Origin of the sequence: Nocardia donostiensis (assembly GCF_002081715.1) — a bacterium.
GTDB lineage: Bacteria > Actinomycetota > Actinomycetes > Mycobacteriales > Mycobacteriaceae > Nocardia > Nocardia donostiensis.
The window spans coordinates 20,466-40,431 of sequence record NZ_MUKP01000008.1 but is presented as its reverse complement, the minus strand read 5'-3'; the positions used below and the strand labels follow the sequence as shown (position 1 = coordinate 40,431).

Sequence of the window (19,966 nt, the reverse complement as noted above, 5' to 3'; positions counted from 1 at the left end):
GGTTCATGCCCATCCTCCGGAGCGGGCGCGGGTGCGGCGCAGCAGCCAGAAGAAGAACGGGCCGCCGACCAGGGAGGTGAGCATGCCCAGCGGTAGGTCGGCGTTGTCGACCAGGGAGCGGGCGGCCACGTCGGCGGCCAGCAGCACCGCGGCCCCGACGAGGGCGCTGAGCGGGATCAGTACCCGATGTCCCGGCCCGACCAGCATGCGCACCAGGTGCGGCACGATCAGCCCGACGAACAGGATGATTCCGGTGAACGCCACCCCGGCGGTGGCCAGCACCGCGACGATGACGATGACGTTGCGGCGTAGCCGTTCCACGTCCACACCCAGGTGCCGGGCCGCGGACTCCCCCAGCGCGAGCAGGTCCAGTCGCGGTGCGACGAACACGGCGGCGGCGACACCGGCGGTGGTGAGCACGGAGACGACGGCGACCGCGTCCCAGGTGGCGCCATTGAGGCTGCCCAGCTGCCAGAACACGATCTGGTCGCGCGCCGCAGGGGAGGCCACGAACAGCAGGAACGCGATCAGCCCGCCGGCGAACGCGTTGATCGCGACACCGGTGAGGACCAGGGTCACCACTTCGGTGCGGCCGTCGGAGCGGGCCAGCACATACACCAGGGTGGTGGTGGCCAGTCCGGCGGCGAAGGCGGCGGCGGCGACCGACCAAGCGGCGACGAACGCGCCGCCGATGACGATCACCGTGCCTGCGCCGACCGCTGCGCCCGCCGATACCCCGATGACGCCGGGTTCGGCGAGCGGGTTGGCGAAAACCCCTTGCAGCAGGGCGCCCGCGGTGGCCAGGGCGGCGCCGACGAGCGCGGCCAGCAGCACGCGCGGGAACCGCACCTCCCACAGGGTGACGTCACCGGCAGGGTGTGTGGGCAGGGGTCCGAGGTCGACGCCGATGCGGTGTGCGACACTGCCTGCGACTTCGGCGGGGCTGGTGGGGACTTGCCCGATGGCGGCCGAGGCCAGCGCGAGAGCGAGCAGCACGGCCGCCGTCACCGCGAAAGCCAGGGTGGCGCGGGAACGTCGACCGGACGTGGCGGTGACCGGTTCGGTGTCGGTGGCGCTCATGCGGGTGTGTTGCCGTAGACGGCGTCGCTGAGTGCGGCCACGACCCGGCCGGTGTTGGGGCCGAAGCTGAGCAGCACCGCATCGGACATGTCGACGATGCGCTGGTTGCGTCCGGCGGGGGTTTGCGCGATCCCGGGGATCTGCTGGATGCCGTCGAGGCCACCGACGGATTCGAGTCCGTCGGTCATCACCAGGATCACATCGGGTGCGGCGCTGATCATCGCTTCGCTGGTGATCGTGGTGAACGGTTCGGTGAGCCCGGCTGCGGTGCCTGCGTCGCGGGCGCCGATCGCGGTGATCAGGGCGTCAGCGCCGGAACCGGGTCCGGCGAGCATGGTGATGGCGGTGGAGCGCAGGTACAGGAAGGCGATGGTGAGCGGGCGCGGCTGAGGTGGGACAGCGGCGGAGGCGGCGGCGATCTCGTCGCGGGTGCGTTCAGCCAGTGCGCGTCCGGCGTCGGGGACACCGAGGGCGGCGGCGACGGCTTCGATCTGGGGGCCCACGCCGTCCATGGTGCGGCTGGGGTCGAAGTAGACGACGGTGACGCCGGTGGCGGCCAACTGTTCGCGGATGGCGGCGTTGGCGGTGGTGGTGTCGGTGAGGAACACGGTGGGGCGCAGCGCCAGGATCGATTCCACATTCAGTGATCCGCTGCCGCCGGTGACGTTGGGCAGGTGCTGCACCGCGGGGAAGGAGGCGGAGGTGCTGCGGCCGATCAGGTTGTGGCCCAGTCCGAGCGCCCACACGATTTGGGTGAGGGTGCCGTAGCGGTCGGCGGCGATGATGCGGGAGGCGTCGGTGACGGTGACGTCGCTGCCGTCGAACGAGCGCACCGTGGCAGGCAGCGCCGGGGTGGGTGCGGGCTGGATCGGGACCGGGTCCAGGTCGGTCAGGCGGGCGGTGGACGGGCCGCGCTGCCCGCCGTCGGCGGTGGGTCCGCTGCTGTCGCAGCCGGTGGCGGCCACCACGACACCCAACGCCAGGACGGTGAGGAACGCGCGCACCCACCGGGAACGGACACAGCGGCGGTCACAGCTCATGCAGGCAAGGCTAATCCGTGCCGGGGCTGTGTCTGCGATCACGCCCGCCCCGGCCGGTGTGGGTCACAGGGTGGAGCTGACGTCGTCGAGAGCGGCGGCGATCGCGCGCGGCAGTTCCAGGGTTTCAGCGGCCAGCACCCCGGTCAGCTGGCCCATGTCGCGGGCGCCGACGAACATGCTCGCCACCCCGGGCCGGTCCCGGATCCAGGCCAGCGCCACCGCCAGCGGGGAGGTGGCCAAACCGTCGGCGGCGGTGACCAGGGCGTCGACGACGCGGGTGGCGCGGTCGTCGAGGCGGCCGCTGATCTCGGCGGCGGTGGATTCGTCGGCGCCGCGGGAGTCGGCGGGCACCCCGTCGCGGTATTTTCCGGTGAGGATGCCGCCGGCCAGCGGTGCGGTGGCGATCAGGCCTGCGCCGTGATGGGTGGCGGCGGGCACCATATCGTCTTCGGCGGTGCGCGCCAGCAGCGAGTACGGGGTTTGGGCTGCGGTGATCGGGGCGAGCGCGGCCAGGCTGGCCAGCTGCCAGGCGGTGAACCCGCGCACCCCGGCGTAGCGGACGCGACCCGAACGCAGCGCCCAGTCCACGGTGGCGGCGACCTCGTCGAGAGGGGTGTGAGGGTCCCACACTGCCACATGCCACAGATCCAGGTGGTCGGTGCCCAGTTCCAGCAGGGTGCGGTCGAGTTGCCGCAGCAGCGACCGGCGGGAGGCGTCGACGGTGTGGCGGACGCGGTCGGGGGCCGGTGGTTCACCGCCGGGTGCGGGGGTGGGCAGGTGCGGTATGAGGCCTGCGCAGCCGCTGAGGACCAGTTCGTCGCGGGAAACCAGGTCGCCGAGCAGTTCGGCGAGGATTTTCTGGGCTGCGCCGCCGGTGTAGGCGGGGGAGGTGTCGACCAGGGTGCCGCCGGCTTCGGCGAACGCGACCAGTTGCGCGGCCGCTTCGTCGGCGTCGGTGCGGCTGCCCCAGGTGTGGGTGGCCAACCCGATCCGCGACACCCGCAGGCCGCTGCGGCCGAGGGTCCGCTGTTCCATCACCGTGCCCGCATCTTCGTCGCGGTCCGCGCATTCGTCACGGCGCCAAGCCTAGAACGTGACGCGGCGGTGACCTGGCCGGTGCGGGATTGTTCGCGCGTCGTGTCCGCTGCCGGTGCCGCGGGGTGTGTGGCTGGCGGGGTCCGCCCTGCTGGCCGGTGTCCGGCACTGTACTGTCGCTGCGGGATTGCGGTGTGTTCGCCGTACCTGCCCCGCCCCGGGTGTCAAAAGCCAAGGGGGAGCGGGCATGTGCCGCGGGAAGTTCAGGAGGATGTGTGTGACGGTCGAGTCGATGACCTGGATTCAGGCGGTCGTTCTGGGTGTGGTGCAAGGTGTGACCGAGTTTCTGCCGATCTCGTCGTCGGGGCATCTGCGGATCGTGTCGTCGCTGTTTTTCGGTGAGGACGCGGGCGCGTCGTTCACCGCGGTCACCCAGCTCGGCACCGAAGCTGCTGTGCTGCTGTTCTTCGCCAAGGACATCTGGCGCATCGTGCGGGTCTGGTGCGCCACCGTGTTCGAGAAGCTGACCCAGCGTTCCCGAGAAACGGTGCCGCTCAGTGATCGGGTCACCACGAAACTGCCCGTCGTCACCGGAGCCGGGCCCGTCGGCTACGACCCTGATGCCGAGACCCAACGGGAACTGGACTACCGCATCGGCTGGTATGTGATCATCGCCACCATCCCCATCGGGGTGCTGGGGTTCGTTTTCAAAGACGTGATCCGCACCGGTGCCCGCAATCTGTGGTTGGTGTCGTTCATGCTGATCGCGTTCGCGCTGGTGATCGCGGCCAGCGAATACTACGGCCGCAAACAGCGTCCTCTCGAGCAGCTCACCACCCGTGACGGGGTGATCATGGGGTTCGCGCAATGTCTGGCGTTGATTCCGGGAGTGTCGCGGTCGGGTGCGACGTCGAGCGCGGGGTTGTTCCTCGGCCTCGAACGCGAGGCTGCGGTGCGGTTCTCGTTCCTTCTCGCTATCCCCGCTGTCACCGCCTCGGGGTTGTTCAGTCTGCCGGACGCGTTCGAACCCGCCGGGGAGGGGCTCAATGCCTCAGGGCCGCAACTGCTGGTGGCGACGCTGATCTCGTTCGCCGTCGGGTATGCGTCGGTGGCGTGGCTGCTGCGGTTCGTGGCCAAACATTCGCTGTACTGGTTCGTCGGCTACCGCATCGTCCTCGGTGCGGTGGTGATGGCGTTGCTGGCGACCGGGGTGTTGAGCGCGACATGATCGTCTCCGCTGCGGCCGTGCGCGGGCCGAGGAGGGACGGGGTGCGGGGTGCGCCCGTTAGGCTGGCTCCATGACGGTGATTCTGCTGCGCCATGGTGTGTCGACCTCCAACAATGCCCGCACCCTCGCCGGCCGCAGCCACGGTGTCGAACTCACCGACCACGGAACCGAACAAGCCCGCCAGGTCGGGCAACGGTTGGCGGGGCTGCCCATCGCCCGTATCGTGGCCTCCCCGCTGCTGCGCTGCCAGCGCACCATCTCGCCGCTGGCTGCGGAACTGGGGTTGGAGCCGGTGATCGATGATCGGCTCGCCGAAGTCGACTACGGCGACTGGACCGGCCGTCCCATCGCCGAGTTGCTCGGCGAACCGCTGTGGCAGGTGGTGCAGCGGCATGCCTCGGCGGCGGTGTTCCCCGGCGGGGAAGGGCTCGCGCAGGTGCAGGCGCGGGCGGTGGCCGCGTTACGTGACCACGACAGCGCCTTGGCCGAACTGCACGGCGCCGACGTGCTGTGGGTGGCCTGCACCCACGGTGATGTCATCAAATCCGCGCTCGCCGACGCGCTCGGCCTGCACCTGGACGGGTTCCAGCGCATCGTGGTCGAACCGGCCTCGATCAGCGTCATCCGCTACACCCCCACCGCGCCGTATGTGGCGCGGATGAACGATACCGGCGCCGACCTGTCGGCGTTGGCGCCGCCGTCGCCGCGCGAATCCGATGCTTCGGGCCCGGTGCCCGGCGGTGAGATCGGGGCGGGGAGGAAAGACGGATAATGGGAATGCGCGGCGCCCGGAATGCTTGTCATGGGTAACCGGCGACCGGTGCGCGTATCGGCTGTGTGTCGATCCCGCCGCAGCGTCGCGGGGCAAGGCCGAAGAAGGTCACGTATCAGGAGGTGCATGTGTCACGAGCTATCCATGTTTTCCGCACCCCCGAACGTTTCGTCGCCGGGACCGTCGGTGAACCGGGCGACCGCGCGTTCTATCTGCAAGCCGTGGAAGAACCCCGCGTGGTCAGCGTGCTGTTGGAAAAACAGCAGGTGAAGGTGCTCGCCGACCGGATGGGGTTGCTGCTGGACGAGGTGGCGCGCCGCTTCGGCGCCGACGTGCCGCCGCAGGCGGAGAACGTCAGCGACAACGCGCCCCTGGTCACTCCTATCGACGCCGAGTTCCGGGTCGGCACCATGGGCTTGGGGTGGGACGCCGACGCGGGCGCGGTGGTGGTGGAACTGCTCGCGATCACCGAAACCGAAGTCGACGAATCGGTCGTACTCGACGACACCGACGAAGGCCCCGACGCGGTGCGGGTTTTCCTGACCCCCGTCCAGGCCCGCGAGTTCGCGCTGCGCTCCACCCGTGTCATCGCTGCGGGGCGTCCGCCGTGCCCGTTGTGCGGGGAACCGTTGTCGGCGCGCGGGCACATGTGTGTGCGTACCAACGGCTACAAACGCGGCGAGTTGTTCGGCGCGACCGAACTGGGGGAGTAACCGGTGCCCGACGCCGCGACCGGGTTGGGCGCCGGGGAGATGACCGTGATCGGTCGTGTCAGCACCGCCAGCAACGTGACCCTGGTGTGTGACCTCATCGATCCGGGTATCACCGCCGCCGACACCGACACCGAACCGCTGCGGGTGGTGTACAAACCGGTGCGTGGGGAGCAGCCGTTGTGGGATTTCCCCGACGGCACCCTCGCCGGGCGTGAGGTCGCCTCCTACCTGATTTCCGAGGCGCTGGGCTGGGGTGTGATCCCGGAGACGGTGCTGCGGGACGGCCCGTTCGGTCCGGGGATGGTGCAGCGTTGGGTCGACACCGTCGACCATCGCGCCGACCGCCTCGCCCTGGTCGACTTGTGCCCGGCGGGCACGGTGCCCGACGGGTTCTGTGAGGTGCTGCGCGCGGTGGACCCCGACGGGCACGAGGTGTCGCTGGTGCACGCCGACGATCCGCGGCTGCAGCGGATGGCGGTGCTGGATGTGCTGCTCAACAACGCCGACCGTAAAGGCGGGCACGCCCTCGAAGGCGCCGACGGCGGTGTGTACGGCGTCGACCACGGTATCTGCCTGCACAGCGAACCCAAACTGCGCACCGTGCTGTGGGGGTGGGCCGGGCGCCCGGTCGACGACGGGCTGCTGGCCGATATCGCCGCGTTCACCGACCGGTTGCCCGGCGCGCCGGCCGACGCGTTGTCCCGTCACATCACCGACGTCGAGATCGACGCGGTACTGGCGCGGGCGAAACGGCTGCTCGACGAGGCGGTGATGCCGCTGCCCACCACCGCGCGCCCCATCCCGTGGCCCGCGTTCTGACCCCACCCTTTACCCTCGAAGGATGCAGGCCTGGTCCGATACCCCGATCCCGACGGTCCCCGGAGCAGGACCACCATTGCGGTTGCACGACACCGCCGACCGGCAGGTGCGGCCGGTCACCGCGGGATCGACCGCCACCATGTACGTGTGCGGGATCACCCCCTATGACGCCACTCATCTCGGGCACGCCGCCACCTACGTCACCTTCGACCTGATCAACCGCATCTTCCGTGACGCCGGACACCAGGTGCATTATGTGCAGAACGTCACCGACGTCGACGACCCGCTGTTCGAACGCGCCGCCCGCGACGGCGTGGACTGGCGGGAACTCGGCAGCAGCGAGATCGCGTTGTTCCGTGACGATATGACCGCGCTGCGGGTACTGCCGCCCCGCCACTATGTGGGTGCGATCGAAACAGTGGACGAAGTGGTGGAACTGGTCGGCAAACTGTTGGCCTCCGGCGCCGCCTACACCGTCGACGACGCCGAATACCCCGACGTGTATTTCCGTGCCGATGCCACCGAAACGTTCGGTTACGAATCCGGCTACGACCGCGACACCATGGCCCGGTTGTTCGCCGAACGCGGCGGGGACCCCGACCGTGCCGGTAAACGCGACCCGCTCGATGCGCTGCTGTGGCGGATCGCCCGCCCCGGCGAACCGTCCTGGCCCGCCCCGTTCGGTGCAGGCCGCCCCGGCTGGCATATCGAATGCGCGGCGATCGCCCTCAACCGGCTCGGCCCCGAATTCGATATTCAGGGCGGTGGCAGCGACCTGATCTACCCGCATCACGAATACTCCGCCGCTCACGCCGAAGCGCTGATATCGGATCGGCGTTTCGCCCGCCACTACGTGCACACCGGGATGATCGGCCTCGACGGGGAGAAGATGTCGAAATCCAAGGGCAACCTGGTGTTGGTGTCGCGGCTGCGGCAGGCGGGGGTGGACCCGGCCGCGGTCCGGTTGGGGTTGCTGGCCGGGCATTACCGCAGCGACCGCATGTGGACCGAGGCGGTGCTCGGCGACGCACATACCCGGCTGCAGCGCTGGCGCGACGCTGCCGCGCTACCCGCAGGCCCCGCCGCCGAAGACACCCTGATGCGGGTGCGCACTCATCTGGCCGACGACCTGGACACCCCCCACGCGCTCGCCGCCCTCGACCACTGGGCCGCCCAAGCACTCGACTATGGCGGCAGCGACACCAGCGCACCCACACTGATCCGCGACGTCGTCGACGCGCTGCTCGGCGTCCGGCTGTAGAAGGGCGACAGACCAAGTAAGCATAAAAGAGGGGGCAAACCTCAGGCCAGCGGTCGGCGCGCCGCGTGGGCGTGACGGGCTGCAGTGACGGAACCGGACTTTATGTATTGTGACCGAGCCGAGCTCGTTGATGACATGAGCCGGGGGAACAAGTGTGGATCAGTAGAGCTCTTGCCGATCTTTTTCGCAAACAGGTTGTCCCGCCGGTTGCTCGGCTGAAAGAGGTCGGAAAGGCCGATGGGGGACCATGCATGAGGTGGCCGACGGAGGCAGCATGTCGAAGCACAGGTCCTCGGCGATGTCACGACATCGAACTTCGATCTCGTGGCGCTACCCGAAGCGCCCAGCCCACAGCTGCGCGCCGCCCTGCAACGTTCAGGCGTCGAGTGGCGGGTGGTGACCAATGAGACCATAGCTCGTGAAGGCACCCCCGCTCGAACGGGCTGCGGCAATCCGACGGACCACCGAAGATGTGCAATGGGCGCGAGAAGGAACCAATTCCGCGGCGTCCGCGGCATCCAGGAGCGCTTATCCGAGTCTGGAACAGACGCTCCGCACAGACCTGTCAGCACACACGACATGAACGCAGCAGGACGACAGCTACAGGTTCGGACCACACCAAGCTACGGCTCCGTTTGTCCCGATGTTCCGCCTCGACCGACGCTCATACAGCCAGGCTGAGTGTGGTGAAGTCGGTGTGCACGGCCCGCACCTTACGCCTCCGGGCTACCGGTCCGCTTCCGCCCCAGATGATCTCCTCTACGGTCGGCGTCGAGGTCAACCGTTTGAATTGTGGATAGACAGTGCGCTCGATCGACGTCACCCGCACGCCCCCCAACTGCACCGAATCAGGACCTACGCACCATAACGGCGAACACATCGCAGACGATGCCGCCGCCGCAGCTAGAGCTCCGTCTGGTGACGGCGTGACCCAGCTGCCCGGGACACCAGCGCTGCATGGAGAGTCAGCGTCCGTATTTTTCTTGCATGGCGGCGGTGTGGCGTTGGGCTTCTTGATGCGCTTGGGTGGCAGTGATGTCGCGGTCGGCGAGTTTCTGACCGAGCTCGCGTGCTTTCTCGGCGTGTTCGGCGCGTAGTTCCGGATTGTCGAGAGTCCATGTCGGCGGGTACTGGTGACCTGTGCTGGGATCGGAAAAGCCTGCGTTTCCGGCGATGCGGTTGGCGAAGGCATCCATCACGGTCCGGTCGGAGGCGACGCCGTCGACGGCCGGGCGGTACTCGGCGTATTCGTCGATAACGGTCATCCCTTCTTCGGTGCTGCGGATGCGCAGGTCGTGGTCGACCAGGGTGCGGCCGAGGATGCGGTCGGGTGAGTGGCGTTGCGATGCCAGGTCTTCAGGTGCCAGATCGAAAACGTCTGCCACGCAGGAGGGTTGGGCAAGTGTTTGCAGGTCGACCCCGGCGATGCTCTGCACGAGAGGGTCGGGGTGGTGTTTGCCCGCCTGGGCTTTGGTGTGTTCGTCGAAGGCTGTGCCTGTGATCATGTCGTGGATTCGGTCGGCCCGGTCGGTCTCGTACCCGAGGGACAGCGCGTGGGCGCGGGCGAGGTCAGCCGAGCGCAGTTCGTCATATCCTTCCGGGTTGTTGCTGCAGCGGCCGTTGCCGTAGACGGAGTCGCTGTAGGTGTCCGCGGCGGACGCGTCGAGCCGCTCGTGTGGGCGGGCGCCGATATTGCCCAGGTGTTCTTGGAGCAGGCGCCCGTCTTCAACGAGTCCGAAACCGTTGTGGTAGGTCGCTGGGACACGATATCCGGGCAGTTCGAGGTCGCCGATGATCTGGTTGGCCCGCCCCACAGCGGGATCACCGTAGAGGGTGGAGGCGATGTGCATTCCGTTGGCGCCGAGCCGGACCGCGATATCGGCGTCGGGGCGGTCGAGGGCTTCGGCGGGCAGGATCGAACGTATGGCGTCCATCTCACGAGCCAGCACCGGCGCGGGCAACGGTGGTTGTGTCGGGTCGAGCAGACGGCGCCGTATAGCTGCGGCATCGAGGAGATCTTGCGGTGAGCCGCGCTCCTGAAGGACGGCGTAGACATCGGGAAGACTCGCGACATGGATGCCTTCGGGAGTTGTCCAGGAACGGCCGAACAGGTCGGGATGCGGCGGTCCTGCGTCCCATCCCATACCGATCGACAGGGTGCCATCGACCAGGCGAGGAGTCCCGTCTGCCGCCTGGGTGTGCGACCACCCCGGCTGCTCCCGCAGATACCGGTACGCATCCTCGGTGACCGACACCTCCAGCTTCGCTCCCTGATGCGTTCGGCTCCCGAATGCTGCATCCGCGGCGTCGCGGCCGAGCACCACCGAATCTCCCGCCACCCGGTCACCGAGACGTCCCACGGCAGCCTCCAGACCAGGCGTCGAACGATCAGTGATCTGCAGGTATCCCGGTTGCTCACCTGCCCCGACACCGGTCTGCTCGAGCTGTCGCCGCCACTCCAGATCCTGGTCGGGCGCCGTGTTCTTCGCGAACTCCCCGAGGGATTGCACGGTCTGCCGAACCGGCTTCTCCACTGCTTCGCTGGCTTCGTCGACCTGCCTGGTCAGTTTCCCTGCCACATGCTTGTGGAACCACTCGGCGAGATATCTTCCGATCACCGCCCGGCCGCACCGTCCCCGGTTACCGCTGAGCCATGAATTGCGTTGTCCCGCAAGACACCAGTCTCCATGAAATAGTAATTGCACTCTCTTATATTTTTGAAAATTCTATGGCGACAGGGTAGTGGGGGAGGAAGTGCCGCAACTCGCGGACGTGGCGCCACTTACGCGTGTTACATTCCGGCCCTTGATGTTTCACCGTGCTCCCGGTCATCGCGGACCGAGATGCTGCGATGGCTCATCGCCTCCGGCTCTGTCACGCAGACAGACTCCCCGGCGGCAGCGCACCCACAGCCGCCGGGGCGAAGCCGAGCCGACGATCGCGCAGTACCTGCGCGATCCAGCTCGGCAGGATCGGCGCTGCGAACCCATTCGATCACCTTCCCCGGGCTCGGCAACCTCCGCTGCGAGTAAGGTATGGCCGCGGCACCGGTCCGGTATCCGACAGCAGAGAGATCGATCAGCACATGACCCCATCCAGCGCTACGGCGCCGTTGACCACCGCGCAGTTGTTCGACCTGGCCCGCGAAACCCCCGGTTTCATGCCCGAAGACGAAGGCCGCGCCCTCTACCAGGCCGCGCTGGGATGCCCCCGCGGCGGCGTCGTCACCGAAATCGGCACCTATTGCGGGAAATCCGCGCTGCTGCTCGGTGCGGCCGCTCGGGAACGCGACCAGACCGTGTTCACCATCGACCATCACCACGGCTCCGAAGAACACCAGCCCGGCTGGGAATACCACGACAGTTCCCTCGTCGACCCCGACACCGGGCTGTTCGACACCGTCACCCGGTTCCGCCGCACCATCGTCCGCGCCGGGCTCACCGATATCGTCATCGGCATCGTCGGCGCCTCCGCCACCGTCGCCGCAGCATGGCGCACACCGATCGATATGCTGTTCATCGACGGCGGCCACACCGTCGAAGCCGCCGAACGCGACTACGACGGCTGGGCGACATGGGTGAACACCGGCGGAATCCTCGCCATCCACGACGTGTTCCCCGACCCACGCGACGGCGGGCAAGCCCCCTACGGCATCTACCGGCGCGCGATCGACAGCGGCGAATTCCGCGAAATCTCGGCCACCGGATCGCTGCGCATCCTCGAACGCCTCACCACACCCGCGCTGTAAAGGGTGCCGCGGGGGCCCGGTTCGGTGCGCCGCGGGCCGGCCGGCTCAGGGCTTGCGATCGGACGCCGAGCAGGCGGCGCTGCGGCATCAGCACGCCGCGTTCGCCGCGGTGCTCACCATTCCGAGCATCACCACAGACGTCGACCTCGCCCTCGGCCGGTAACGAGAGGCCTTTGCGGCTGCCGTGCCATATCGCGGCCGCCGCAAAGGCAGACGGGGCACTTTCACCCACATCGGCCATATCGGCCATCCCGGGCTCGGATGTTCAGAGCAGGTGTCGCAGCGCCAGGTCGGTGCCGTATTTCTCGATGAGTTCGCGGGGGATATTTCGATCAGGAAGTCGCGCGGGATCTCGTAGCTGTGCAGGTCGGCGTCCTTGGCGAGCTGCTGCAGTGACTCGCTGAGCGCTGTTTTCACCTTGTCCGGATCCCCCCCCGGGACAGCGCGTCGTCGGTGGGCACGATCACGGCAAGCGTATACGCGCGTTCACTGCTGCCGTACACGAAGATCTGCCGGATCAGCGGACTGGTCGAGTACACCGCTTCCAGGTGCGCGACCGCGACGAATTCGCCCTGGGACAGTTTCAACACATTGTTGCGCCGGTCGACGTAGACCAGCCGATCCGGCGCGGTCTCGGCGACGATGTCACCGGTTTTGTAGAAACCGTCCTCGTCGAAGACCTGCGCGGTGACCTCCGGCCGCTTGTAATAGCCCGGGATCATAGTGGTGCACTTCAACAGCAGCTCACCGTGCGGATACGGTTTGTCGGTCCGGAAGTAGCCCAGCTCGGGAACGTCGACCAGTTTGTAGTCGAGCACCGGCGGACGTTGCAGCTGATTGTCGGCCATGATGTTGCCGCCCGCCTCGGTGGACCCGTAGCCGTCGCGCATCGGCAGACCCAGCACCGACTCCATGAAGGACTTCATCTCCGCCGACACCGGGGCGCTGCCGCAGGTAGCCATGATCAGGCGCCCGCCCAGGAAATGGTCGTGCAGTTCGGCTTTCACCTCCGCTTCCAGCGCCTTGCGATCGACGCCGTTGCCGCGCCGCTCGACCTCGCTCAGGAAGCGCTGGAACACCATGTCGCATACGCGCGGAACAAACAAGAACTCGGTCGGCCGGGCCAGCGCGATATCGTCGAAAAGCGTCGACATATCGCTCTTGGCGGCGAAATATGCGGTACCGCCGCGTGCCAGCGCTCCCGTCAGCGACAAACAGCCCGCGAGATGGCTCAGCGGCAGGTAGTTGAAATTGATCGCGGCGGCATCCGGCCGACTCAACCATCCCGCGATGACCAGTCGTTCGGTGTACATCGCGCCCTTGGGGGTTCCCGTGCTGCCCGAGGTGTAGAGCAGCAGCGCCAGCGGGTCCTCGTCAGGGTTCGACCGGTACAGTGGCGCCGGCGGCAGGCCTCTGCCTCGCGTGAGGACCTCGTCGAACGATTCGACTACGACCGGGCTGCCCGCGTCGGCCAGCCGTGCGCGTGCGGTGTCGAACGTCGCTCGCTGGTCGTCGTCGCCCGGGTGGTAATCGAAGACCAGCAGTCGCCGCAGTGGGGGGCTGGACAGGGCGCACGTCACGGCCGTGTCCAGGAGTTCGGGCGTCGCGGCGAGCAATCGTGGCTCGGTCTCGTTCACGATGGCGGTCAGCCCCGCGACGGACGCGCTGGGTTGCAATGGAACGGCCACCAGACCCAAAAAGGTGGTCGCCAGGTCGAGGGTGGCGTAGTCGCTGCTGGTGAAGCCGAGCATGGCCACGAAATCACCGGCGCGCACCCGCTCCCACAGCTCGCCGTAGGTGGTCGTCCGGTAGTGCGGCAGCAGCGTCAGCGACGCACGGCCGGTGGCTTCGTCGGTGTGTATCTCGGTCGCCCGCTGGCCGAGGGCAGGCCGGTCCGCGTAGCCCACCATGACCGTCTCGATGATCTGCGCGAGCCCTTTTCCGGGTTCGTGGATCTCCTGAGCGACCTCCGGGCGCGGCATAGCCCTACGGACGTCGTCGTACTCGGCGCACAGTTGCGTCATACGCCGCATGAGTAATTCCTCGCGTGTTTGCGCCTCCACAGTCCGACCTCCTCGATCCGGTGACCTTCCCCCACCGTGTTTTATTAGCTTGGCTAAATACTTCTCGGTGTCATAGCCCTGGCAAGCGTTATGTGACGCCTTAGTGAGCGTCCGGGAACTCTCGTCAGGCGTGGCCGGTGGTGAGTTGTCGGCGGGTTCGGTGGTGCCGGATCGGCGAATGTGGTTGCGGGTGAATGAGGTTCGGCCCGGTGTGGCGTAGCGCGAACATGAAGAACTCCTGGTAGATCAGCGGTTGTCGAGACCATGTTCTGCCAGGAGTTCGTGTGCCAGTATTGCCGAGTTGCCTGTGTTCGTCATGCCCGGCCCACGACCAGTCGCCGACACTGTGTCCGGCGTATCCGTCCTCGTGCAGTGACGAGCAGTGGGCGCTGCTCGAACCGCTGCTGCCCCCCGCCGGGTAACACCGCGGGCAAGGGTGGGCGTAGTGAGAAACATCCCCGCCGCCTGGTGCTGGACGCGATCTTCTATCTGGTGCGTGGCGGCATCGCCTGGCGGGCGCTGCCCAAAGACTTCCCGCCCCCGACGACGGTCTATGACATCTTTTGCCGATGGACCAAAGCCGGGGTGTGGCAACGGATTACCGGCGTTCTGCGCGACCGGATCCGGGTGCGTGCGGGCCGCGGGCCCACTCCGACAGCGGCGATCATCGACTCCCAGTCGGTACGGGCCGCTGACACTGTGCCCGCTGGTTCACGCGGATGGGACAACGGCAAGAAAGTCGGCGGCCGCAAACGCCATATCGCCACCGACACCATGGGTCTGCTGCTGGCGGTCGTGGTCACCGCCGCCAGCACCCAGGACCGCGACGGCGCGGTCCCGCTGCTGGCGAGACTACGGGAGCAATTCGCCACCATCACACTGACCTGGGCGGATGCCGGTTATGCGGGCAGGCTGGTGACCTGGGCACACCAGGTCCTGAACCTGGCAGTGACGATCGTCAAACGCGCCGACCCCGGATTCGTCGTGCTGCCGCGCCGCTGGGTCGTAGAACGAACACTGGCCTGGATCAGCAAACACCGCCGCTGCGTCCGCGACTACGAAACCCGGCCTGAGCACCACGAAGCCATGGTTTACATCGCCACAGTAATGACCATGTCACGGCGATTGGCCCGCTCAACAAACCGGTAGCCGGATCCCTGGACCCGCATTAGCATCGCGCGGTGACGAAAGAACGCCGCCGCCGAGTGCTCACGGTGGGTGAGCAGCAGTACCTGTGGAAGACCTACCACCAGCACGTAGACGGCTGCGAGGAAATCCTGCGGCTACGGCCACGCGGGTCGGTGGCAGGCCTGACACTGGTCTTCCGGCCCGACGGGCAGCGCCATGTCCCCGACGGCTGGCCGTCTGTGGCCGGTGATATCTGGATCGGTGACCGTTGGCTGAACCTGAACATGCCCGGCGTGGTTCGTGCGTTCATCGACGCGGCCGTCGACGCGGGCTGGATGGCCGAGGCGCGCACAGTCGGCCGCCGCAATGGCTGGGACCTATTCGATGATGCCTACGCCAGGAATGCCAACGGCTTATCGTCGCTATGAGCACCGAGACCAGACCTGCCCGAGTTCCCGGACGCTCACTTAGACAACGTCCACGACGTCCTGGATATGCCAGGACTTCCTCGAGAGCTCTTGACCGGCCCCGCGTGCACGTTCACCCGATCGGGTCGAGTCGCAACACGAGCAATACCAGCATGCGCCCGCAGCCATACCATCGGCACTACAGTCGTTGATGCTGATCAGAGGTACCACTTCCATCTAGAGAAGGGGCTACACATTGAGGCACACAACTGCGGCTGCAGTGACGGCCGGACTGTTCGGGATCGCATCGGCGCTACTGGTCTCGGCAGGAAACGCCGCCGCCTACGACTCGGCGGATACCGCCGTAGTCGTCGCGGATCCGGGGACGGCATCGCCGGAGAGCACAGGTAGTTCCGGCGACAACGCAGAAAACTCCGGCAACGTGGGAGGCGACGCGTCCTCCACCGAGAACAGCACCGAAGGCACCGGCGAGAGCGGGACAGCGGGCACGAGCGAGAGCCGGCCCGAAGGGGTCACCGGCAGCGAGTCGGAGGGCGCGTCCGGCAGCATGTCGAGGCTCGCACCGCCGGTCGGTGAGGGCGCCGCCGAATCAGAGAACACCCAGCCCGGGGCCGGCCTTCCCGGATCCGACGCGGTCGAGTCCCCAAGCGCGGCGCAGAACGGATGGTCGTTCACTCTGACGTTCTGAGACACCGCCTGAATCGCGGTCGGCATCAGCAGCGACTGTGACTGGCCGCGAGAAAGGGGGTAGTGGTGTAGCCGTACCGACGAGCCGTTTCGGCTGGTTACACCACTACCCCTGTATCCCGGGCTCCGCAGAGCCTGCCCGGTGAGCCCACCAGCGGTGGCCACCGCATTCCGGATACACACCGTTCAGGTCGTGGCTACCAGGATCTGTTCCGACTCGGCGGGCCGCAGACCGTCGGTGCGGTCGGCGAAGTAACGAGCGGTCAGGTCATCGGACGAAATATGGTGGGCAGCGGCGAACCCGGCTTCCTCGGCCAGGGCCACGATCTCTTCGGGGCGGAAGAAGCTGATGAACGGAGTGCCCGAAGCGCGGGCACCCTGCTCGACGTACCGGCGCAGTTGCTGCTCCTCGCCGCCGACGAGGTCGATCGGCAGCATGAACGTGGTGGCCAGTGTGGAGCCCGGCGCCAGCTGGGAAATCTGGCGCAAGGTCGCGATGTTCGCCTCCCGGGACAGGTACATGGTCACGCCGGTGGATGCCACGAGCGCCGGACGGTGCGGGTCGAAACCGGCGGCTGTCAGCCGCTGCCACCACGAGTCCACCTCGAAATCGACAGGTATCAGCCGCAGATGATCCGGGACGCCGAAACCGAGTTCGTTCAGGCGCTGCTGCTTCCATGCCTGCGGGCCGGGCTGGTCGACCTCGAACACCGTCAACTGTGCGGCCGCTTCGGGATGACGCTGCACGAAGGTGTCCAGTCCGGCGCCGAGGAGAACGTACTGGTCCACCCCGCGCGCGGTCTGTTCGGCAACGAGATCCTCGATGAAGCGAGCACGGGACACGATGCCCGCGCGCATCGGGGCGGTCGTGTGCGGATCCATATCCGGGCGGTCGCGCCAGCCGTCCTCCGGCGCCGCTAGCCGCAGGCCGATCTCGTCGTCGATGACGTGCGGCGGTGCATCGTCGAGTACGTGGACGGCCCGCCACAGTGCCACGCGGAGCGCGGTGCTGTCCGGGGTGATCGTCTGCTCGTTCGGCACGGTGTTCACTCCTTACCCGGCGCTTGCAGGCTCCAGAGCCGCCCGTCGGGGTCGCGGACGGTCATCTCCTGAGTCCCGTAGTGGGTGTGCTCGAACTCGGTGACGATCTCGACGTCGGCGCCGGGACGCTCATGGGTGCCCGCCACGTTCAGAACCAGCTGTGTGCGCGGTTGCTGGGTCGGTGCGACCTCGGCAATGAATACATAGGGCCCGTCACCGTGACGGAATTGGCCCGAGTTGTGGTCGGTTTCGAATTCGAGCTCGAATCCGAGTGCCTGCATAAACCTGGCCGTCTTGCCCCAATTGTGGGTTTCCAGGAACACGGCCCCGATGCCTTCGGTCGTCATAATCAATCCTCTTCTGTCGGTGACTGCGATGGGGTGTCGTCGAGGTAGGCGCGCAGTGCATCGGCAACCAGCGCCGACAACGACGTTCCCGACTCGATCGCCCGGTGTTTGATCTGCTTGATCAGTCCGATCGGCAGATAGACGTTGAACTGCTTCACATCCTCGTCGCCCACACCTCGATGCTAGCATGCTAGCAAGCTAGAAATGTTCACATGCGCAGCGGCAGCCCCGCGCGGATACGGGCCACCCGGTCCTCGTGCACCCGGTGCGCGCGGCGCAACAGGATGGTGAGCTCGGGTTCGCGGTCGCGGATCTGTTCGCGCTGTTTGCGAGGCAAACCGGCGATGACGTGTTCCTCGCGCAGGATTTTCGCGTAGGTCTGTTCCCGCAGGTTCTGGTCGGCTTCGTAACCGAGGTCCAGGTAGCGGGTGGCGTGGCGGCGGGCATTGGCTACCGCGGTCTGTGCTTTACCCGAAGGGCTGAGCAGGGACGCCACCGTGGTTACCACGAGCACAGCGACGATCAGCGCCAGCGACATACCGGTGGAGACTTCGGTGACCGGCACCGGCTGTCCGTCGTTGATGAACGGAACATTGTTCTCGTGCAACGCGTGCAAAACCAGCTTCACTCCGATGAACGCCAGCATCACCGCCAGACCGAAGCTGAGGTAGATGAGGCGGTCGAGCAGTTCCTCGATGAGGAAGAACAGTTGCCGCAACCCCAGCAGGGAAAACGCCGTTGCGGTGAAAACCAGGAACACGTTCTGGGTGAGACCGAAGATGGCGGGAATCGAATCGAGCGCGAACAGCACATCGGTGCCGCCGATGGCGATCATCGCCAGCAGCATCGGGGTCATCAGCTTCTTGCCGTCGACGCGAGTGAACAGCTTGTCTCCGTCGTAGGTGTCACTGGTCGGCAACACCGTACGAGCTATGCGGACCACCATGTTGTCGCCTGCGTGGCGTTCTTCGCTCTCGGGTGTGAGCATGCTGCCCGCGGTGAGCAACAGGATGGCGCCGAAGAGGTAGAACACCCACGCGAACCGGTTGATCAGGGTCGCGCCGAGAAAGATGAACCCGGCGCGAGCGATGAGGGAGAACACGATCCCGAACAGCAGCACCTTCTGCTGGGCGGCCGCCGGAACACGCAACGAGGTCATGATGATCAAGAACACGAACAAGTTGTCCACCGACAGCGCCTTCTCGGTGACGTACCCGGCGAAATACTCCATGCCCATCGTCGACCCGCCCAACCCCCACACCACGAACCCGAACAGCACCGCGACCCCGACATAGGCGCCCGACCACACCGCGGCCTCCGCCAGCGACGGACGGTGCGCTGCGCGGACGTGGACGAAGAAGTCGAACAGCAGCAACGCCACGATCAGGGCGAGCGCGCCCACCCAAGCCAACGCGGGAACGGTCACGACGGCCTCCTGACTGGTGCCTGCACGTGGTTCTGGTCAGCGACTGTACTGCCGTCGCCTTGCGCTCCCCGGTGTTTCGGCGGCGGCGGGCCGGGGCTGGAGAAAATCCGTGGACCGAGCTGGGGGAAGTCTCTACCGTCGAAGCGGTGACGGAGGCGATGAAGCAGGCCGAAAGCGTGGTTCGGGTGGTCGAGACGGTGCTCGGGGCGCCGGTGGTGGGAGCGTATCTGCTGGGGTCGGCGGTGCTCGGCGGACTGCGACAGTCCAGCGATCTGGACGTGTTCGTCGTGCTGGATCGCCGGTTGACGGTACGGCAACGCGAGCAGTTGACCGGGGAGTTGCTCACGATCTCCGGGGAGTACCCGCCGCGCGGCCCGGCTCGGCCGGTGGAGTTGACGGCGGTCGTGCACGAGGATGTGCGGCCGTGGCGTTACCCGCCGCGGTGCGAATACCAGTACGGCGAGTGGGAGCGTGTGCAGTACGAGCGCGGCGAAGTCCCGTCGGCTGTGGCAAGTCCTGATCTGGCGCTGTTGGTCACGATGGTACTGCAGGGGGATACCGCGGTCACCGGTCCGGCGCCGGCGCGGGTGCTCGACCCGGTTCCGCGCGCCGATCTAGAGCACGCGATCACCGCCGATATCCCCGAATCGCTGAACGAATTGGACACCGACACCCGCAATGTGGTTCTCCGGCTGGCCCGCACCTGGACCACCTTGGCCACGGGAAGGATCGAACCCAAGGATGTGGCCGCCGGATGGGCGCTGCGGCAGCTGCCCGCCGAGCATCGGCCCGTGCTCGAACATGCCCGCGCCGTCTACCTCGGTGCGGAAGAGGAAAACTGGGGCAGGTTGCGCTCCTCGTTGCGACCCTACGCCGACTACATCCTCGGCGTAGTCGGCACACCGCACACCAGATGAGCATGGCCTCAGTACCAGCAGGCGGGGACGTAGGCCGACGAGGATGATCCAGTCGACGACCACCAGGTCCCAGACGGTCAGCGTGGCGAAGACAACGGCTCCGCAGAATGCTGCCGGGCCGTCGTCCAGCGCCCGCGCGGGGTGTCACCCCATCAACGGCCATTGCGGACTTCCCTTACCCTCGTTTATTATTTCCTCTCGAGCTGGTCGTCGAAATCGCGGATACGCGTCGA

19 protein-coding genes are annotated in these 19,966 nt (G+C 67.0%); 10 read left to right on the top strand and 9 right to left on the bottom strand.

The genetic code is table 11. From position 1 onward, the window contains the following. Positions 1 to 3: 3 nt before the first annotated feature. From B0T44_RS07425 to B0T44_RS07415, 3 genes are all read right to left on the bottom strand, one after another. Positions 4 to 1,080 (bottom strand): FecCD family ABC transporter permease, encoded by a 1,077-nt coding sequence (locus B0T44_RS07425; RefSeq protein WP_077117514.1) that lies wholly within the window; start codon positions 1,078 to 1,080, stop codon positions 4 to 6. Next, positions 1,077 to 2,120, bottom strand: coding sequence for a heme/hemin ABC transporter substrate-binding protein (locus B0T44_RS07420; protein ID WP_077117512.1), 1,044 nt, complete (start codon positions 2,118 to 2,120; stop codon positions 1,077 to 1,079). Before B0T44_RS07420 ends, B0T44_RS07425 begins: the two co-directional genes overlap by 4 nt. A gap of 63 nt (positions 2,121 to 2,183) precedes the next feature. After that, positions 2,184 to 3,155 carry an aldo/keto reductase gene (locus B0T44_RS07415; protein WP_077117510.1) on the bottom strand — a complete coding sequence of 324 codons (972 nt, stop codon included), beginning with the start codon at positions 3,153 to 3,155 and terminating at the stop codon, positions 2,184 to 2,186. Positions 3,156 to 3,447: 292 nt separating this feature from the next. Here B0T44_RS07415 and B0T44_RS07410 point away from each other — a divergent pair, with 292 nt between their 5' ends. The 5 genes from B0T44_RS07410 (at position 3,448) to mshC (ending at position 7,948) form a co-directional block, all read left to right on the top strand. Beyond that, positions 3,448 to 4,383 (top strand): undecaprenyl-diphosphate phosphatase, encoded by a 936-nt coding sequence (locus tag B0T44_RS07410; RefSeq protein WP_077117508.1) that lies wholly within the window; start codon positions 3,448 to 3,450, stop codon positions 4,381 to 4,383. Between the two features lie 70 nt (positions 4,384 to 4,453). After that, positions 4,454 to 5,155: a histidine phosphatase family protein gene (locus tag B0T44_RS07405; protein WP_077117506.1), complete on the top strand. Its 702-nt coding sequence runs from the start codon at positions 4,454 to 4,456 to the stop codon at positions 5,153 to 5,155. Between the two features lie 128 nt (positions 5,156 to 5,283). Then, positions 5,284 to 5,868 (top strand): DUF3090 domain-containing protein, encoded by a 585-nt coding sequence (locus tag B0T44_RS07400; RefSeq protein WP_077117732.1) that lies wholly within the window; start codon positions 5,284 to 5,286, stop codon positions 5,866 to 5,868. A gap of 39 nt (positions 5,869 to 5,907) precedes the next feature. Beyond that, positions 5,908 to 6,687, top strand: coding sequence for an SCO1664 family protein (locus B0T44_RS07395; protein ID WP_077117735.1), 780 nt, complete (start codon positions 5,908 to 5,910; stop codon positions 6,685 to 6,687). A 22-nt stretch (positions 6,688 to 6,709) separates the two neighbouring features. Further along, positions 6,710 to 7,948, top strand: coding sequence for a cysteine--1-D-myo-inosityl 2-amino-2-deoxy-alpha-D-glucopyranoside ligase (gene mshC, locus B0T44_RS07390; RefSeq protein WP_077117504.1), 1,239 nt, complete (start codon positions 6,710 to 6,712; stop codon positions 7,946 to 7,948). A gap of 965 nt (positions 7,949 to 8,913) precedes the next feature. Here mshC and B0T44_RS07385 read toward each other — a convergent pair. After that, positions 8,914 to 10,566, bottom strand: coding sequence for a hypothetical protein (locus B0T44_RS07385; RefSeq protein ID WP_077117502.1), 1,653 nt, complete (start codon positions 10,564 to 10,566; stop codon positions 8,914 to 8,916). Between the two features lie 467 nt (positions 10,567 to 11,033). Between B0T44_RS07385 and B0T44_RS07380 the strand changes: the two genes are divergently transcribed. Next, positions 11,034 to 11,696 carry a class I SAM-dependent methyltransferase gene (locus B0T44_RS07380; RefSeq protein WP_077117500.1) on the top strand — a complete coding sequence of 221 codons (663 nt, stop codon included), beginning with the start codon at positions 11,034 to 11,036 and terminating at the stop codon, positions 11,694 to 11,696. A 413-nt stretch (positions 11,697 to 12,109) separates the two neighbouring features. On the opposite strand, the gene B0T44_RS07375 is transcribed toward B0T44_RS07380, so the two are convergent. Further along, positions 12,110 to 13,729, bottom strand: coding sequence for an AMP-binding protein (locus B0T44_RS07375; protein WP_254854202.1), 1,620 nt, complete (start codon positions 13,727 to 13,729; stop codon positions 12,110 to 12,112). 374 nt (positions 13,730 to 14,103) lie between these two features. Here B0T44_RS07375 and B0T44_RS07370 point away from each other — a divergent pair. The 3 genes from B0T44_RS07370 (at position 14,104) to B0T44_RS07360 (ending at position 16,003) form a co-directional block, all read left to right on the top strand. Continuing rightward, positions 14,104 to 14,908, top strand: a protein-coding gene (locus B0T44_RS07370) for an IS5 family transposase (protein ID WP_245839140.1) whose coding sequence is annotated in 2 segments (ribosomal slippage) — positions 14,104 to 14,171 and positions 14,170 to 14,908 — 807 coding nt in all. Because the reading frame shifts where the segments join, the coding sequence is not laid out codon by codon here. A 32-nt stretch (positions 14,909 to 14,940) separates the two neighbouring features. Beyond that, on the top strand, positions 14,941 to 15,315 hold the full coding sequence (locus B0T44_RS07365) for a hypothetical protein (RefSeq protein WP_139347855.1): 375 nt from the start codon (positions 14,941 to 14,943) through the stop codon (positions 15,313 to 15,315). Positions 15,316 to 15,550: 235 nt separating this feature from the next. After that, positions 15,551 to 16,003, top strand: a complete 453-nt coding sequence (locus tag B0T44_RS07360; RefSeq protein ID WP_139347854.1) for a hypothetical protein — start codon at positions 15,551 to 15,553, stop codon at positions 16,001 to 16,003. Between the two features lie 185 nt (positions 16,004 to 16,188). On the opposite strand, the gene B0T44_RS07355 is transcribed toward B0T44_RS07360, so the two are convergent. The 4 genes from B0T44_RS07355 to B0T44_RS07340 are packed head-to-tail and all read right to left on the bottom strand — an operon-like array spanning position 16,189 to position 18,816. Next, positions 16,189 to 17,025 carry a class I SAM-dependent methyltransferase gene (locus B0T44_RS07355; protein WP_254854205.1) on the bottom strand — a complete coding sequence of 279 codons (837 nt, stop codon included), beginning with the start codon at positions 17,023 to 17,025 and terminating at the stop codon, positions 16,189 to 16,191. 23 nt (positions 17,026 to 17,048) lie between these two features. Then, complete coding sequence (locus tag B0T44_RS07350; protein WP_077117493.1) at positions 17,049 to 17,390, bottom strand: VOC family protein; 342 nt, start codon at positions 17,388 to 17,390, stop codon at positions 17,049 to 17,051. Positions 17,391 to 17,392: 2 nt separating this feature from the next. After that, positions 17,393 to 17,563, bottom strand: a complete 171-nt coding sequence (locus B0T44_RS07345) for a ribbon-helix-helix domain-containing protein (RefSeq protein ID WP_077117491.1) — start codon at positions 17,561 to 17,563, stop codon at positions 17,393 to 17,395. 35 nt (positions 17,564 to 17,598) lie between these two features. Then, entirely contained in the window at positions 17,599 to 18,816 is a 1,218-nt protein-coding gene (locus tag B0T44_RS07340; protein WP_077117489.1) for a TerC family protein, read from the bottom strand. Positions 18,817 to 18,962: 146 nt separating this feature from the next. On the opposite strand from B0T44_RS07340, the gene B0T44_RS07335 reads away from it, so the two are divergent. Continuing rightward, positions 18,963 to 19,733 (top strand): aminoglycoside adenylyltransferase family protein, encoded by a 771-nt coding sequence (locus tag B0T44_RS07335; protein WP_254854201.1) that lies wholly within the window; start codon positions 18,963 to 18,965, stop codon positions 19,731 to 19,733. The last annotated feature ends 233 nt before the right edge of the window (positions 19,734 to 19,966 follow it).

Coding starts and splice junctions, on each gene's coding strand:
- B0T44_RS07380 (WP_077117500.1), top strand. CDS start 11,034: ATGACCCCATCCAGCGCTACGGCGCCGTTGACCACCGCGCAGTTGTTC.
- mshC (WP_077117504.1), top strand. CDS start 6,710: ATGCAGGCCTGGTCCGATACCCCGATCCCGACGGTCCCCGGAGCAGGA.
- B0T44_RS07410 (WP_077117508.1), top strand. CDS start 3,448: ATGACCTGGATTCAGGCGGTCGTTCTGGGTGTGGTGCAAGGTGTGACC.
- B0T44_RS07405 (WP_077117506.1), top strand. CDS start 4,454: ATGACGGTGATTCTGCTGCGCCATGGTGTGTCGACCTCCAACAATGCC.
- B0T44_RS07375 (WP_254854202.1), bottom strand. CDS start 13,729: ATGCGGCGTATGACGCAACTGTGCGCCGAGTACGACGACGTCCGTAGG.
- B0T44_RS07395 (WP_077117735.1), top strand. CDS start 5,908: ATGACCGTGATCGGTCGTGTCAGCACCGCCAGCAACGTGACCCTGGTG.
- B0T44_RS07350 (WP_077117493.1), bottom strand. CDS start 17,390: ATGACGACCGAAGGCATCGGGGCCGTGTTCCTGGAAACCCACAATTGG.
- B0T44_RS07420 (WP_077117512.1), bottom strand. CDS start 2,120: ATGAGCTGTGACCGCCGCTGTGTCCGTTCCCGGTGGGTGCGCGCGTTC.
- B0T44_RS07425 (WP_077117514.1), bottom strand. CDS start 1,080: ATGAGCGCCACCGACACCGAACCGGTCACCGCCACGTCCGGTCGACGT.
- B0T44_RS07415 (WP_077117510.1), bottom strand. CDS start 3,155: ATGGAACAGCGGACCCTCGGCCGCAGCGGCCTGCGGGTGTCGCGGATC.